This window comes from Alcaligenes nematophilus, assembly GCF_026344155.1.
GTDB classification, from domain to species: Bacteria; Pseudomonadota; Gammaproteobacteria; order Burkholderiales; family Burkholderiaceae_B; genus Alcaligenes; species Alcaligenes phenolicus.
Genome location: NZ_JAPKMZ010000004.1, coordinates 507,447 through 522,771, shown reverse-complemented (window position 1 = coordinate 522,771; position 15,325 = coordinate 507,447). Strand labels below are relative to the sequence as shown.

General features: G+C 57.7%; 12 protein-coding genes. 4 read left to right on the top strand and 8 right to left on the bottom strand.

Annotated elements, in window-relative coordinates:
- Positions 1-141: 141 nt before the first annotated feature.
- The 4 genes from OSH04_RS13690 to OSH04_RS13675 form a co-directional block, all read right to left on the bottom strand.
- Positions 142-810: a metallophosphoesterase gene (locus OSH04_RS13690; protein WP_266108685.1), complete on the bottom strand. Its 669-nt coding sequence runs from the start codon at positions 808-810 to the stop codon at positions 142-144.
- 145 nt (positions 811-955) lie between these two features.
- Positions 956-3,295: a TonB-dependent siderophore receptor gene (locus OSH04_RS13685; protein ID WP_266108684.1), complete on the bottom strand. Its 2,340-nt coding sequence runs from the start codon at positions 3,293-3,295 to the stop codon at positions 956-958.
- 181 nt (positions 3,296-3,476) lie between these two features.
- Positions 3,477-4,463 carry a FecR family protein gene (locus tag OSH04_RS13680; protein WP_266108683.1) on the bottom strand — a complete coding sequence of 329 codons (987 nt, stop codon included), beginning with the start codon at positions 4,461-4,463 and terminating at the stop codon, positions 3,477-3,479.
- A gap of 27 nt (positions 4,464-4,490) precedes the next feature.
- Positions 4,491-4,997, bottom strand: a complete 507-nt coding sequence (locus OSH04_RS13675; RefSeq protein ID WP_266108682.1) for an RNA polymerase sigma factor — start codon at positions 4,995-4,997, stop codon at positions 4,491-4,493.
- Between the two features lie 196 nt (positions 4,998-5,193).
- On the opposite strand from OSH04_RS13675, the gene OSH04_RS13670 reads away from it, so the two are divergent.
- The gene (locus tag OSH04_RS13670) at positions 5,194-6,327 is read left to right on the top strand and encodes an aminotransferase class V-fold PLP-dependent enzyme (RefSeq protein WP_042489025.1); all 1,134 of its coding nucleotides are present in this window, start codon (positions 5,194-5,196) and stop codon (positions 6,325-6,327) included.
- A 99-nt stretch (positions 6,328-6,426) separates the two neighbouring features.
- On the opposite strand, the gene OSH04_RS13665 is transcribed toward OSH04_RS13670, so the two are convergent.
- The 4 genes from OSH04_RS13665 to OSH04_RS13650 are packed head-to-tail and all read right to left on the bottom strand — an operon-like array spanning position 6,427 to position 11,783.
- Entirely contained in the window at positions 6,427-7,917 is a 1,491-nt protein-coding gene (locus OSH04_RS13665; RefSeq protein ID WP_266108681.1) for a TolC family protein, read from the bottom strand.
- Positions 7,918-7,927: 10 nt separating this feature from the next.
- Entirely contained in the window at positions 7,928-8,614 is a 687-nt protein-coding gene (locus OSH04_RS13660) for a MarC family NAAT transporter (RefSeq protein WP_266108680.1), read from the bottom strand.
- Positions 8,615-8,634: 20 nt separating this feature from the next.
- Entirely contained in the window at positions 8,635-10,107 is a 1,473-nt protein-coding gene (locus OSH04_RS13655; protein WP_266108679.1) for a metal-dependent hydrolase family protein, read from the bottom strand.
- Between the two features lie 41 nt (positions 10,108-10,148).
- Entirely contained in the window at positions 10,149-11,783 is a 1,635-nt protein-coding gene (locus OSH04_RS13650; RefSeq protein ID WP_060186963.1) for a Na+/H+ antiporter, read from the bottom strand.
- Between the two features lie 203 nt (positions 11,784-11,986).
- Between OSH04_RS13650 and OSH04_RS13645 the strand changes: the two genes are divergently transcribed.
- From OSH04_RS13645 to OSH04_RS13635, 3 genes are read left to right on the top strand one after another with little or no spacing between them, the layout of a single operon-like run.
- On the top strand, positions 11,987-12,241 hold the full coding sequence (locus tag OSH04_RS13645; protein WP_170978589.1) for a YtcA family lipoprotein: 255 nt from the start codon (positions 11,987-11,989) through the stop codon (positions 12,239-12,241).
- A gap of 7 nt (positions 12,242-12,248) precedes the next feature.
- On the top strand, positions 12,249-13,298 hold the full coding sequence (mdtN, locus tag OSH04_RS13640; RefSeq protein WP_021446781.1) for a multidrug transporter subunit MdtN: 1,050 nt from the start codon (positions 12,249-12,251) through the stop codon (positions 13,296-13,298).
- A complete protein-coding gene (locus OSH04_RS13635; protein ID WP_266108678.1) occupies positions 13,285-15,036 on the top strand; it encodes an FUSC family protein in 1,752 nt (583 codons plus the stop codon). Before mdtN ends, OSH04_RS13635 begins: the two co-directional genes overlap by 14 nt.
- The last annotated feature ends 289 nt before the right edge of the window (positions 15,037-15,325 follow it).

Genomic DNA, 15,325 nt, shown 5'->3' with positions numbered 1-15,325 from the left:
GATCGAGTTCTCGACAAGGGTACCGGCGCGCAGCGCTGGCCAGTGCTCAGCCCCGACACCCCAGCAGGACCGAAACAGCGCCTTCCCAGAGACTAATTAGGCAAAAACAATCTCTAATTGCGAGCGAAGAGCCGAAAGACCCTACAAAGCCACCAAGCGCTTCAAATCTAGCAAGGTGAAATGCCCATGATCCAGCCACCCGCCGGTATCAATGAAAAACACATTCCCTAATTGCCGCATCTTGTGCGTCGTCTGATGCCCATGCACCAAAGCCCGAAGACCCTCTACCATGCCATCGTAGCCAGTCACATAGCGATCCCTGGACCACATACAGACATAGCGGTCATTGGCATCAAAACCCTCGGTATGAATATGCTGCCAGTTGTCGTAGGGAAAGTCGGCATGAACCATACCCACCAGTCCCAAGGGCGTTTCTATTTCCATCGCCAAAGGCAGGGCTTGCAGACGTTGAGCGATCAGTGCCTGCTCGTGCGAGGTGCAATCGTCCAGCCATAGCCCACCATGTACGCGATGATCCACTTCCTGAATAGGCTGCCCAATCGCCCGCCGCCAGGTCAGCTGCTCGTGATTGCCACAAATCGCATGAAACCAGGGCAGGTCCAGCCACTTCAGAACCTGATGCGACTCCGGACCGCGATCCACCAGATCGCCCACCGAAAAAAGGCGGTCCTTGGACGGATCAAAACGAATCCGCTTTAAAGACGTTTTCAGCTTGGAGAAGCAACCGTGAATATCGCCAACCGCAATATCGCGTCCCAAGGTGTTCTGGCTGAAGTGTGCTACCTGCATGATGATGAAACCCGGACTAGATGAAACGTGCTCATCACGGTACTCAGAGCAGCAGGCCGAGTCAAGAAAGACGCGGCCTGCCGCTGCACTTAGTCAGAGTAAGCTGTACTTGTCAGGCAAGACAGCCTCCTGTTCAGCAAGATGATTACCAATACAAATTCATGTTCAACATCACTTCCCGTTCCATGCCCCGGAACTGGCCGGTGTAATACTTCTTGTTGAACACATTGTTGACGTTCAGGGCTACCCGATAGCGGGAGGTCTCATACGCCACCGCCATATCTGCCAAGGTAAAAGAAGGGTTGTAGTTCAGGCTGCCATCCGGCCGTACATCGTTGGGCGACTTGCCCCGATACCGTACACCGGCCCCCAGCATCAAGCCCTGAATTTGCTGGGGCCGATAGTCCAGCCACAGACTGGCGGTCTGACGTGCGGTTTGCAACGTCTGCCGATCAATTTCTGCCGGGCGCTCGCTTTGTGTGGTCCGTGGATCCAGATAGGTATAGCCCGCCATCAGGTTGAGCTGAGAGCTAATGGGCAGCTTGGCTTCCAGCTCGATACCCGTGGATCGAACTTCTCCTGTCTGGACGCTGAAACGCGGGAAGTTCGGATCGGGCGTGGTGACATTGGTCTGGCGCAGATCAAACACCGCAGCGGTAATCAGGGCATCGGTTCCCGGTGGCTGATACTTCACCCCGGCTTCGTATTGCTTACCCTCGCGCGGCTTGAATGCCGTGCCATCGGCGGCCCGCCCTGTTGTGGGGTCAAAGGCGGTGGAGTAGCTGATGTACGGAGCCACACCATTGTCAAACAGGTACAGCAAGCCCGCGCTGCCGGTGGTGGCGCGGTCCGTCATGCGCGGCTGCGTCGCACTGCTTTGTACGGTGCGAGCGGTGTCGTGACGCAAGCTGACATTGGCAACCCACTGGTCCCATTTCAGCTGGTTCAGCATGTAAATCCCGGTTTGCTTCAGATCGCGCTCGGAGTAATCCAGTTCGGGCGGTGTGATGGACAGCCCGTATACCGGGTCGAGCATGTCCAGGTCAGGTACGTTCCAGCCAAAGCCCAAACCGTCGTTTTCTTTGTAGCGCAGATAGTCCACACCAAATTCCAGGGTGTGCTCCAACGGCCCCCAGTTAAAGTCCTTGCCGACACGGCTATCTACCGTGAAGGTGCGGCCTTTGGTTTCCTGGGCCAAGCTGGCGCGGGAGACGCTGCGCTGGTCGGCCAGAACGGCCATGGCGTAGATATGGCGGTAATCAATGTCGATTTCCGAATAGCGCAGGTTCTGACGCAAGCGCCAGCCGCTTTCGGTGTCATGCTCCAGAGCATAGCCAATGGCTTTGGTGTCGCGATTGAAGTAGTCAAACGCCGGGTCCCCGGCGGTGCGTTTGAGCGGCAGGTCAGTGACTTCGGGGTAATAAAACAGATTGGGCCACCAGGACTTGGGAGTGCCTCGTTCACGCGAATACGAACCCAACAGTGTCAGGCTGGTCCGGTCCGACAGTTTCCAAAGCAGGGCGGGGGACACCGAGACACGATCGTCGCGCGAGTCTATGGTGCGTCCATGGCTTTTGCGCCCGGACAGGTTCAGGCGATACAGCAGGGATTGATCGTCGTTCAAGGTTCCACCAAGATCCGCCGTTAACTGACGGCGCTGGTAGCTGCCATAGCCCAGTCCCAGACTGTTCACGTGATCGGCTGTGGGGCGCTTGGACACCACGTTGACCACGCCGCCGGGGCGTCCCTGTCCATACAGGACCGAGGCCGGGCCTTTCAGCACTTCGATGCTGTCCAGGCTGTCCATATCATCATTCCAGGACCCATAGGTGCCTGCCGAGAGTTGCTTCAAGCCATCTTTGTAGTAGGCACTGCCGTCACTAAAGCCACGTATCACCGCGCCACTCATGCGCAGGTCGCCCGAGCCGGACACGTCAGTCTGAACGCCAGGGGTGTAAGCCAGGGCGCGTTCAATACTTTGCGGGGCCAGAATCTTTAACTGCTTTTGCGTGACGATGGAGACCGAACGCGGGGTTTCGATCAAGGGCACGTCCAGCTTGCCACCGCGGCTGCTCAGTGCGACGTAGCTGTCAGCGGTGTCTGTGGGGGCGCGGCGTATTGTGACTGGCGTCAATTGAGTCACACCGGCTGACAAGGTGACCGTGTTGCCGTCTCGGGTGTAGTTGATGCCACTGCCGTCCAGCAATTGACGCAAAGCTTGCTCAGGTGCCAGATGACCCGAGACCGAGGGGGCTTGGCGTCCGGCAACTACATCCTGAGAGAAAAAAATCTGCAAAGAGGTCTGTTCGCCCAGTTTCAGCAGGGCATCGCCCAACGGCTGAGCGGGGATCTGAATAGAGACAGTTTGCTGGGCCTGCACAGCAGAAGGGGCCAGACTGAAGGCCAGACTCAGGCTTAAGGTCAAGGCACTCAACTTCGCCTGCAAAAGGGGCGAGTGGCGACGACGTGGGGTAAAGGGGCTCACGATCCTACGTTTTCCAATGAAAATACATCTCGCGCGATAGACGCGCCCAGCCTTTGGCCAAAGGGACTCAGGGGACTGTCCTGCACGGGATAGCCTCCTTCACCTACCTAGACGCACAAGGTGCTCAATCACCGGAATGAGAATCATGATTATTTTGTAACAGGCCCAGGAAGCTCTGTTTTTAGCGCGCCACAATGTGCGTCACACCTGACGCATCGCTCTGGACCCGGACTGGGGCAATGGCCGGTAAGGCCTTGAGGACAGTCTCGGGTTGGTCGACATCGAAAATGCCGGAGATACGGTGCTGGCGCAGGGCGGGGGCGTCCAGCGTCAAGGGCTGGGGCAGGTAGCGAGCCATTTCCTGTACCAGCACTTCCAAAGGCGTGTTCTTGAAAATGATCTTGCCGCGTTGCCAGGCTGTCAGGCTTTCCACGTCGGCCGTGTGTACCGGACCGGGCTCCGCACCTTGGCGCAACAGGACTTGTTGCTGCGCCTCCAGGAGGCGTTCCTGGCGACGCCACCAAGGACCGGACTCCACTTTGACCGAGCCGGACTGAACGCTGACTTGCAGGCTGTCTCCCAGCCGTCGCACATTGAAGCGGGTGCCGGTGACGGTTACGGTGCCCAAGTCGGTGCGCACGATAAAGGGCAGGGTTTGGTAGTGTTGGACGGCAAAAAAAGCTTCACCCTGGAGCAGTTCGATTTCCCGTTTGGAGGCAGATAAACGAGCCTGGGCGATGGTGTCGGTATTCAAGTCCACAACAGAGCCATCGGGCAAGGTGATTTGCTGACGCTCGCCTTTGGCAGTGAGCAACTGTACCGTTTCTTCTACCGGGTTCAACCAGCCTGACTGATGGATGGCTCCGGCCGAGAGGGCCAGCATGCCAAGCGCGCCCAAACCCAGTGTCAGATAACGGCGCTTGGGGGATGGCACACGACCAGGGGCGTGGGGCAGCAGCCTGCGCAGGCGTTCTTCCGGGACGGCCTGGCTGGCGCGCCACAGGTACTCCACCTCGCGGTAACGGCGCGCGTTGTCAGGATCAGCGTCCCGCCAGGCTTGGAAGGCCTGGTGGTCCTGCTCGCTGGCTTCCCCCGATTGCAGTCGGGCGAACCAATGAGCGGCATCGCTGGGGTGATCCAGTTCGTTGGAGGAAGAGGGGCGGGTCATTGCGCGGGCTTTGTGTACGACATGGCGTCAGTCAGGTACGTAATGGTGCAGCCGTTCATGGATGTGACGCAAGGCACGAGTCATGTATTTTTCCACCATGCTGCGGGAAAGGGCCATGTCCTGGGCAATTTCGGTATGGGTCCAGCCCTCCAGTCGATGCTTGATATAGACCTCTCGGCATTTTGGGGGCAAGTCGGCCAGCGCGTTCACCAGCGCGTCGGCTAATTGCTCAAACTGGGCGTGGCTGTCAGCCCCGGCCTGGCGCGGATGCTCGGTATCGCTTAGCTCGTCCAAGGGTAAGACAGTCAGGATGGTTTGATGGCGATGGCGGCTGATCAGACGGTTGTTGGTGCCTCGTGCCAGATAGGCACGTGGGTTGTCGATCAGGGTAGTGTTGTTTTCCAGCATGCCCACAACGGTGTCGTGCATGGCATCTTCCGCGTCTTCCCGGCTCTCGGCCTTGCGCCGCCATACGCCAAACAGCTCGCTATACGAGGCGAGCCAGGCTTTTATGGGACGTGAAGGGTGAGACATGGAGCGGCTTAGCGGAGCAGGCGGAAAAAAGAATAGTGAATAATAGCAATAATTCTCATTCAGGTTGTTCTTGTTCGGCCTGTCTGTGCAATTTCTTCTGACCGGAAGGGTCTTGGGGTCAAGCTGCCCGTACCAAGCGGCTTGGTCTAAAATCCTTCGATCCTTATATCTTCTACATCTGAATTCCGAGGTTTTCATGTCTCAAACCAGCACTCCCGTTGATCCGGACGGCCTGCTTGAATATTCGGTGGTTTATACCGACCGTGCCTTGAACCATATGTCCAAGACCTTCCAGGAAGTGATGCGTGAAATCTCCCGCACGCTCAAACAGGTCTATCAGGCACATTCGGCCATCGTGGTGCCGGGCAGCGGCTCGTTTGGCATGGAAGCAGTGGCCCGTCAGTTTGCAACGGACCGCAAGTGCATGGTGATACGCAATGGCTGGTTCAGCTACCGCTGGACTCAGATTTTTGACATGGGTTCCATCCCCGCCAGCACCACGGTTCTGAAAGCACGCCCGATTGAGGAAGGCAAGCAGGCCGCTTATGCACCGGCCCCTATCGAAGAAGTGGTTGCCGCAATTCAGGCTGAAAAACCGGCTTTGGTGTTTGCCCCGCACGTGGAAACAGCCTCCGGCATCATGTTGCCCGACGACTATATGCGTCAGGTCGCCGATGCCGTGCACGCGGTGGGCGGTCTGTTTGTGCTGGATTGCATTGCATCGGGCACCGTGTGGGTGGATATGAAGGATGTGGGTGTGGACGTGCTGATCAGCGCGCCGCAAAAGGGTTGGACTGGCTCGGCATGTTGCGGTCTGGTGATGTTAAGCGAGCGTGCTCGTCAGCACATTGAAACCACGACCAGCACCAGCTTTGCCTGCGATCTGCGCAAGTGGCTGCAGATCATGGAAACGTATGAGAACGGGGCTCATGCCTACCATGCCACCTTGCCGACGGACTCCTTGAAGGTGCTGCAAGAGGCGATGGCCGAGACGGAAGCTCTGGGCTTTGACTGGATCCGCAATCGTCAGCTGGAGCTGGGCCGCAAGGTGCGTGCCTTGCTCAGCGAACATGGTTTCCGCAGCGTGGCGGCACCAGGTTTTGAAGCGCCGGGGGTGGTGGTGTGCTACACCACGGACGACGGGATACATTCGGCCGCGAAGTTTGCCAAGGCTGGTTTGCAAGCCGCCTCGGGCGTGCCTTTGCAATGCGATGAACCTGCCGATTTCAAGACCTTCCGAATTGGTCTGTTTGGTCTGGACAAGCTGAACAATCTGGAGCGCTCGGTGGAGCGCCTTGCCAAGGCGCTGGATGCGATTGAAGAGCAGTAAGTTGCTGCAGTAGCGGTTGCTACATGAGAAGGGAGCCTTGCATGGCTCCCTTTTTATTTTTGCTCCCAAGTAGAGTGTGGCTTGCTTCTTCTTTGCCTACTACTTAGTGGCATCCCCAGGGGTTTTGGGGGCTTGATTGAGTTCACCCATGGCAAAGGCCAGGTTTACAGAGCCGACCAAACCTGCAGTATGAGCCGTAGTCTGGGCTTCTTGTGCACCCAATAGACCGCTGTGCGCTTCGGTCAGCAAGGTCATGCCGGTCAGACCTTCCTTATAGGATTCCAGCGCACCTTGGTAAGTGATTTGTGCCGCCTCGACCAGGCTGGTGGCGGCTTGATGAGACTCCAGAGCAGCTCGCAGCGCGTCGGCAGCGATGATCATTTGCTTGTAGGCGTCTTGTTCGGTTTTGGCGACGCGTTCGCGCGCGGTGTCGGCACGCAACTGGGCTTCGCGTACTTGCTTGTTGCGTAGCCCAGCGTCGTAGATCGGGATATTCAGGGCCAGCACGGCGCCTCGGGAGGAGGATTGCGGGCTGACTTCGGGCAGGCTGCCTACACTTAATGAACCCATGCGTTTGGAAATAAAACCCATCAAGGCCAACTTGGGCATGAAACTGGCTTCGGCTGAGTCTATGCCTGCCAGACTGGCCTGATGGGCGGCTTGCAGGGCCTGTACATCGGGCCGCTGCGCGATGGCTTTTTTCAGTGTGTCATTGCCAGGGATATCCAGATCCTTGGGCAGGGGGCGGCTGGCGCTATCGGCGACTTTCAGCTCCGTTTCCGGGGACAGGCCAATTGCACCCAGCAACGTTTGATAAGACTGACGTGCCAGAGTGCTGGCATTTACATGGTGCAAACGTGCCTGGGCTTTCAGTTGTCGTGCCTGCGCGACTTCAATCTGGGTGCCTAGCCCATTGCGCTGCCGCTCCAGGGCGATATCTTCAATCAGTGCCGCATTTTTCAGCCCTTGGGCAGAGATTTGCTCGCGTTGGCGGGCCGAGTTGTAGTTGAAGTAGCTGATGGATACTTCCGCAATCACGGCTTGATGCACACCGCTGAAGGTAATCCGGCTGGCCATGGCCAGTTTGTCGGCCGCCTCTTGCAAGGCGGCGCGTTTGCCAAAGTCGAACAGCAGCCACTTCAAGGTCAGGGAAGGGACGGCGCCACTTAAATGGGTGTCGTAGTCCACATCGACTTCTCTACCCAGAATGTGCACGCTGCTGTCGCGGTCGCTGCGCATATAGCCGCCCACCACGCTGGCGGAGATCAAGGGCAGGTAGGTGCTTTCCACCATACCGGCAGCTTCTGCGGCTTGTTGGGCCTCGCCCCAGGCAATGCGGGTGCTGGGGTTCAGGCGTTGCGCCAGGTCGATCAGTTCTGGCAGGCTGTATTCGTGATGGGCTTGCACGCGGGGCGCTGGCTGGTTTTGATCCGGGCCGCTGTAATCGGCCAATGTCAGGCGAGGTGGTTCCGGCGCATCTTGCTCGGGCATGGCCTGGGCCATGGGTTTGTGATCAGGCGCCGCGCAGGCGGCCAGAGTCAGGGCGGCCGTCACAGCCAGAGTCAGACGCAATGCAGGAAAACAAGTCATAGACATAAATTCAGGGGGCAGCAGAATGAGTCAGCAGCGTAGCAGCATACTGCTGTCCGCCTTCAAGGACGAGTTGTACGGCCATGCAGACCAGCAAGAACCCCATGATGCGTGAAATGGCATCGACGCCGTTATGCCCGATCACACGCACGATGCTGAGCGAGGAGCGCAGGCAAATGAAAAAGATCAAACCAATCAGGATGGCCAGAATGATGGGCGTGGCCACCAGCACCCATTCTGCATAGTGCCCGCGCATGCCAGCCATTTTGGAGGAGGCACTGATAACCAGAGCCATAGTGCCGGGACCGACCGTGGAGGGCAGGGTCAGTGGAACGAAGGCGATATTGTTGTGGGCAGCGGTGTTCTGATCGGCTGCTTTGGAAACCACGTCGCTGACAGTGGGGGGAAACAACATGCGAAAGCCGATATACGCCACGATCAGCCCGCCCCCGATGCGCATGTCCACCATGGAAATGCCCAGTGCCGAAGTAATCCACAAACCGGCGTAGTAGGTAATCAGCAAGGCCAGAATGACATACAGCGTTGCCTGACGCAGTTGCTGCTTCTTTTCTGCTGCGCTCAAGGTTTCGCCCAACGACAGGTACATCACCATTGAAGTCAGGGGATTGGCCAGGGGCAGCAAAAATGCCAGCCCCAGGCCGAGCAATTTGAATAACTGCATCACTTCGTTGGGCATGGGAGCTCCTTGATGAGGTTTCAGGCGGGCAGGGCGTTCTTGTAAATCTTGCCGTCCTTGATGATCAAGAGCAGGTTCTGTTCGGGCTGCTCCAGAAAGCTCAGGCTTTGTTCGGGTTCGCCATCAATCAACAGCAGATCGGCCAGGGCACCGGCTCGGATCACGCCCAGCTCGCCTTCGTACGGTTGGCGCAGGCCCGACAGTTGCAGCAGCCGGCCATTATCTCCGGTCGCCATTTTCAGCACCTTGAGTGGGCTGTAAAAACGGGTCAGCTTGGACAACATGCGGCCATGGTGTGGTAGATGGGCGGGGGTGAACAGAATGTCCGTGCCCCAGGCGGTCTGGATCTGATATTTATCGGCCAGTTCGTAGGCACGTACGGTTCCCACGGCCACTTGTTGCTGCTTGGCCTTGCTGCGCGGGTCGTGCTGGACGTTGGCATCTTCATCGGCCAGAAAGGGTTGCAGGCTCCACCACACGCCTTCGCCAGCCATCATGCGGGCGGTTTCTTCGTCGGCAAGTTGGCCGTGTTCGATGGATTTCACGCCTGCCTTGATCGCACGCTGGATACCACGAGCGCAGTACACGTGCACCATCACGTAGGTGCCCCAGTCGCTGGCGGCGCCCACCGCGGCACGCAGTTCGGCATCACTAAATTGCAGTCCTTCCAGTGGGTCGTACAAGGAGGTGACACCACCCCCGGCCATCAGCTTGATCTGGCTGGCGCCCAGCATCAGTTGCTCACGAACACGACGCAGGACTTGGTCGGCGCCATCGGCAATGCAGGTTACACCTGCTCGTTCGGTATGGCTTAGCTCGCCTTCTGCGCGTGGCACTTCGTAGCGCATACGAAAGTCTGCATGGCCGCCGGTTTGCGCAATCATGGCGCCGCTAGGATAGATGCGCGGGCCATGCAGCAAGCCCATATCAATACCGCGTTTCAAGGAGAAGCTGGGGCCACCGGCATCGCGCACGGTGGTAAAACCGCGCAGCAAGGTGCGCTCGGCTTCTTTGCTGGCAATCAAATGCAGGTCAGCCGGGTCGGCCATCATGGCGGTCATCTGGTCGACAGCGCACAAGAGGCTATGCCAGTGGGCGTCGATCAGGCCAGGCATCAAGACTTTGTTCTGGCAGTCCATGACGGTGGCGTCGGCCGGAATCTCGGCAATCGGCATGACGGCAGTGATGCGGCCCTGGTCAATCTGGACGGCCAGCCCGTTTTTCAGCTCTGTTGTTTCACCATCAAACAGGCGCAGATTGCTCAGGATCAGTTTGGGAGCCAGGGCGATGGGTTTCTGATCCAGGGCATTATTGGATTGGAAGGCCGGGCCTGCAGGGACCGCGCTGGGGGCGAAACTGGCTGATGCACTCAAGCGCTTGTGAATGAAGGGAATGGAGGGGTGGGCACAAACACAGGCTGGCAAGCCGTGACGATAGGCTTGGCGTTGTTGGCGCAGGGCAGGGGACTGGCCCAGGTAGGAGTAAGTCTGCATGGCGTCCTAAAAAATCAACGATAAATGAAAGGAAGGCGGACTCAAGACATACGCAGTTCGATCAGATCCAGCAGGCGGACCCGTTCGCGAGCGATTTCATCGGATATCTGGTGTGTGCGAGCTAAGGTGTAAACGGCCTCACGCGCGGCGTGGATGGCCCGGATTTGCATGTCTTTTTCCAGTGCTTGTTCTGCCAGATCCGGCTCCAGTCCGTCACCTTGAGGGCTGTGAGCAATAGTGCCCAGGACGCGGTCGGCCATGGCCGTGTAACGCGCCCCTGAGGACTCGGGATTGTGCGCAATCAAGTCATTCAATGTCTGTGCCACCGACTGGGCGCTGGCGTGACGTACGGCTTGCTCGGCCCGTTCTTCCTGCTCCTGACGTCGACGCAGGGCAGGGAAGCTGACTCGTTTCATGATGGGTGGCAGGGCCAGGCTGGCCGTCAGCAGTGACACGATAATGACGACGGAGGCCAGGAAAATGGCCAGATCTCGGGCAGGAAAAGGACTGCCATCGGCAAGAGTGAGCGGCAAGGTCATGACACCGGCCAGGGTGACGGCACCTCGTACCCCGGCAATGGACAGCACCAGCACCAGGCGCGGGTTGGCTTGGGCGGTCTCAGCATCATGATGCAAGCCCAGCAGGGACAGGCCGCGTCGTAGCCACAGGTAAGCGTAAACGCATAGAAAGCGCAGCAAAATCAGGGTGGTACACATGGCGACCGCATAGACCAGCAGCCAGGCTGGATTATGGTGGCCGGTCTCCTGGACAACCTGTACCGCGCCGCGAAAGATAGCGGGTAGTTGCTCGCCCAGCAAGACGAACATCATGCCATTCAAACTAAGTTGCAAGGTGTCCCAGACGGTCTTGCGCTGCATACGGGTGGCCGCCAGTGCATTGCCCGAGAGCTCGGCGTAGCTCATGGTCACGCCTGCCGCGACAGCGGCCAGAATGCCAGAGGCCTCCATTTGTTCAGCCAGGAAGTAGGACGCAAAAGGCAGGAGCAGGCTGAACAGAACTTCTGGCCCTGGCTCTTCGCCCCAGCGGCGCACAAAGAGATTACGCAGAAAAAGCAGGGCACGCGTGGTCACTACGCCCACGACCAGGCCGGCCAGCGTTAGCCACAGGAAGTTCTGGCTGGCAGACGTGATGGAGAAAGAGCCGCCCAGGGCCAGGGCTACAGCAAGTCGAAACGCAACCAGACCGCTGGCATCGTTGAACAGGGATTCACCCTCCAGCAAGGCCTGCAGTCGTGGCGGCAGAGGCACGCGGCGGGTAATGGCCGAGACGGCAACTGGGTCAGTTGGTGAGACAATGGCGGCCAAGGCGAAGGCCACTGGCAAAGGCATGGCAGGAATGAGCCAGTGCAGCACGTGGCCTAATCCGAATACCGTTAAAAAGACCAGAATAAAAGCCAGAACCAGAATGCCAATTCGGTCCCGAATTAAACTTTCCTTGGAAATGCGCCAGCCATCCAGAAATAATAAGGGCGGCAGAAACAGATAAAAGAACAGATCCGGATTCAGGGTCATCCCATGATTGAACCAGCCGGCAATCAGAAAGCCGAGCAAAATCTGTACGAGAGGGGCAGGGATGGCAACAGGTATTATCTTGACCACGCTGTTGCTGATTAAAACGGCGGCCAGCATGCTTAAAGTCAGGTTTACGTCATCCATGGCAACTCTGTGTAAATAACCGAGGTTATTGAGACCCTATCAGAAAGATGTTTGTCACTATACTCGTGAAAATCATAGATACACAGTTGCTTAATCCGGCAGAGATATAAATGATGTCTTTGAAAGGGCTCAGGTACAATTCGTCGCAGCGATCAGGGCGCCATGCGCAGATCGGTTTAACAATAATCAGGGAGATGCCACGCATGCGTGCGCTACTAGCCGGTCTGGCTGTCTTGCCCTTGTTGGGGGGATGTTCTCTTGCCCCTTCGGTCTATATGGCGGGTTCGTATTTCCCGGCCTGGCTGGTGTGTGTGCTGGGCGCCGTGCTGCTGACCTTGCTGATTCGTTGGGGGCTGATTCGTGCAGGTGTGGATGATGCCCTGCCCATGCGTTTGCCTGTCTATGCCTGCTTGACGCTGGCACTGACCTTTGCCGCACTTCTTCTTTTCTTCGAGTGACTGAGCCATGACCCAGGCACAGAAATCCTCCCCCCGTAAAGGCGCTGCCCGCCTGCTGAGCGTGCTGATTGTTGTCGCCGCCATTGTCTTGGCATGGTGGTATTTGCAGCGCTCTGCCAACAACCCTTTGTCCGAAGACGCGGTGATCGGTGCCGATGTGGTGCATATCTCCAGCTCCTTGCCTGGACACATTGAGCGCATGATGGTGCGTGACGGTCAGTTTGTCAGCCGCGATGAACTGCTCTTTACCGTAGACCCGGTGTTTTATCAGCTGCGTCTGGAACAGGCCCAAGCTGAACTGGCGCTGGCTCAGGCTACGCTGGACATGAAGCAACGGGCTGTGCGCGCAGAAGGGCATAACGCCGTTATTGCCGATGATCAGATTACCCGCGCTAAAACCAATTTGACGATGGCCACGCAAAGCCAGCGTCGCTTGGCGAATCTGGCGGCCAAGGGTTATGTCTCCCAACAGCAATTGGATGAAGCTAATACCTTGCTGCGTGATGCTCAAGTCACCTTGAAACAGGCAACAGAGCAATCCGGGGCCGCTCAGGCTCTGGTCGGCAATACGCAGGCAGAAGAAGCCATGGTGCAAGCGCGACAGGCAGGTTTGGCGATGGCCCAGCGTGATCTGGAACATACTCAGGTCAAGGCACCGCACAACGGTCGTATCGTGGGCTTGCGTATCGGCTCGGGAGAACATCTGATGCCCGGCACGTCTGTCTTTACCTTGCTGGATACGGATTCCTGGTATGTCACGGGCATGTACCGTGAAACGGATCTGAAAGAGATCAAGCCTGGTGCCTGCGCCACGGTGTATGTGATGTCCGATCCTTCGCGCAAGCTCTCGGGCAAGGTAGAGGAAATTGGTTGGGGCGTCAGCAGCCAGGAGCAGATCAATCTGCCGCGCAGCCTGCCCTATATTCAGAAATCCATGAACTGGGTACGGGTAGCGCAACGCTTTCCAGTGCGTATCCGTCTGGATGCCCCGCCCGAGGACTTGATGCGCATGGGTGCCTCGGCCACCACCATTATTCATCGCGATGGCAACTGCTAAGACCGGCGTGTCGGGTCTGGCGCGGCTGGTCTGGCAAGACTTGCAGCCCACCCCCGGTCGTCTGGCGCAAAGCTGGCGCGTGGCAGTGCTGTGCGCCTTGATGGTGCTGCTGGCCATGAACTACGGTATTCCCGAGTCTGCCGTCAGCTGCTTTGTGATCTTCTTTGTGATGAAGTCCGATGCCGGCGAAAGCTCGGTACTGGCGCTGGCTCTGGTGGTGCTGGTGTCCATTGTGGTGCTGCTGATGGTGCCATTGATTCAGGTCACGATTCAGTATCCGGCCTGGCGTTTGCTGGCCATGGTGCTGACCTCCTTTGTGCTGTTGTTTCTCGGGGTAGCCAGCAAGCTGGGGCCTTTGGGCGGGATTATTGCCTTGGTCATCGCCTTTGTGCTGACCTTGTTGGGCTATGTGCCCTTTGGCGAGATTGCTACCCGTGCCGTGCTTTATGCCTGGTTAATGACCTGCGCCCCCATGGGCCTGGTGCTGATCTTCAATCTCTGTTTTGGTTTGTACCCGCACAAGGTGTTGCGCCGTGAACTGGCAGCGCGTTTGCGTTTGTCGGCCCAGGGTTTGATGGGGCAGGCAGATACGCAGGATTTGTGGGACGAACTGGCTTTGGGAGTCAGTGCACAACAGAAGCGACTGGGCTGGATACGGCTGTTTCATTTGCGGCCTGCACAAAAGCAGGCAGAACTGGATCAGGCCATCTTGAATACCTACCGAGCCTTGCTGGCGGTTGCCGTCTTGCGCGATCAGCATCTGGACAATGAGCAGGCCACAGCATTTGCCCAGATGTGCGAACGCAGCGCACAGGATATTGAACAAGGGCGTTTGCCGCAGATGGATGATCTGCCCGAGCTGTCAGCCTCCAGTTCTTTGGCCGAACAAGATTTGCGCGATGCCTTGCTGGCCTTGTCGGGGGCGGTGTCTATTGGCAAAACGGATCCGGAACATGGCTCCTTCATGGTGCCCGACGCCTTTAGTAATCCGGTTTATCAGCACCATGCCTTGAAGGCGACGGCAGCTGCAGTGCTTTGTTATCTGATCTATAGCGCGGCAGACTGGCAGGGCATTCATACTGCCATGATTACCTGCTACGTGGCCGCTTTGGGCTCTACCGGGGAAACCGTACACAAGCTGACCTTGCGGATTGTGGGCTGTTTGCTGGGGGCGGCGCTGGGCTTTATCACCATCTTGTTTGTGATGCCGCATCTGCTGGATATTGGCGGCTTGATGGTCGTGGTATTTCTGGTGTCCCTGTTAGGGGCCTGGGTATTTTATGGCCCGGAACGTATCTCGTATGCCGGCATTCAAATTGCCTTTGCCTTTTATCTGGTGACCTTGCAGGGCTTTGGTCCCAGCTTTGACCTGGATTCGGCCCGTGATCGGGTGATCGGTATTTTGCTGGGCAATGCGGTGATGTACGTGATGTTTACCCAGATCTGGCCTGTCAGTATTGCAGGTTCGGTACGTCAGCGTTTGGCCAAGGCTTCTGACAGTTTGAGCGGCCTGGGCAGCTTATGGCAGGAACGTCCTGCCCAGGCGGTGCAGCAGTCAGCCAGCGTCGCGCAGGAGCTGTCGGCGGCCAAATATGGATTGGCTCTGATGCACTTGGAACCAGAGCGTTTGCGACCCGACCAGCAGCAGGCCCAGGATATGCAACGTCAATGGCAGCAGTTGCGCCAGCAGTTCATCGGCCAAGCCTATATGCCTGTATCTCGCCACCGAAGCGATTGATAACCCTCATTACCTAAAGGTGATTTTCCCGTCCTTGACGGCTCGTAGAATGGGCCTCACTTCCCATTATCGGGATCAAAAGAAGCGCCGCAAAGGCCTCGGTTCGGTCGGAGACACCCCCGCATACCTACTTCTTTCTGCCTATGTCTGCACCTTGTTGCGGGCAGGGCAGGACTCGTCTTTGCTCGGCGTTTTCTTTGATTCAGCGTGTGAGAAGTCTTTTGCCCCCTTTGGGGCTGGAACTGTCCATTACTGATTCCTGATGACGGCAACGTACCGTTTCAGACAT

What these genes read in the sequence shown, in the direction of transcription:
- OSH04_RS13690 (WP_266108685.1), bottom strand. Translation starts at nt 810, where the DNA reads ATGCAGGTAGCACACTTCAGCCAGAACACCTTGGGACGCGATATTGCG.
- OSH04_RS13680 (WP_266108683.1), bottom strand. Translation starts at nt 4,463, where the DNA reads ATGACCCGCCCCTCTTCCTCCAACGAACTGGATCACCCCAGCGATGCC.
- OSH04_RS13675 (WP_266108682.1), bottom strand. Translation starts at nt 4,997, where the DNA reads ATGTCTCACCCTTCACGTCCCATAAAAGCCTGGCTCGCCTCGTATAGC.
- OSH04_RS13670 (WP_042489025.1), top strand. Translation starts at nt 5,194, where the DNA reads ATGTCTCAAACCAGCACTCCCGTTGATCCGGACGGCCTGCTTGAATAT.
- OSH04_RS13665 (WP_266108681.1), bottom strand. Translation starts at nt 7,917, where the DNA reads ATGACTTGTTTTCCTGCATTGCGTCTGACTCTGGCTGTGACGGCCGCC.
- OSH04_RS13660 (WP_266108680.1), bottom strand. Translation starts at nt 8,614, where the DNA reads ATGCCCAACGAAGTGATGCAGTTATTCAAATTGCTCGGCCTGGGGCTG.
- OSH04_RS13655 (WP_266108679.1), bottom strand. Translation starts at nt 10,107, where the DNA reads ATGCAGACTTACTCCTACCTGGGCCAGTCCCCTGCCCTGCGCCAACAA.
- OSH04_RS13650 (WP_060186963.1), bottom strand. Translation starts at nt 11,783, where the DNA reads ATGGATGACGTAAACCTGACTTTAAGCATGCTGGCCGCCGTTTTAATC.
- OSH04_RS13645 (WP_170978589.1), top strand. Translation starts at nt 11,987, where the DNA reads ATGCGTGCGCTACTAGCCGGTCTGGCTGTCTTGCCCTTGTTGGGGGGA.
- mdtN (WP_021446781.1), top strand. Translation starts at nt 12,249, where the DNA reads ATGACCCAGGCACAGAAATCCTCCCCCCGTAAAGGCGCTGCCCGCCTG.
- OSH04_RS13635 (WP_266108678.1), top strand. Translation starts at nt 13,285, where the DNA reads ATGGCAACTGCTAAGACCGGCGTGTCGGGTCTGGCGCGGCTGGTCTGG.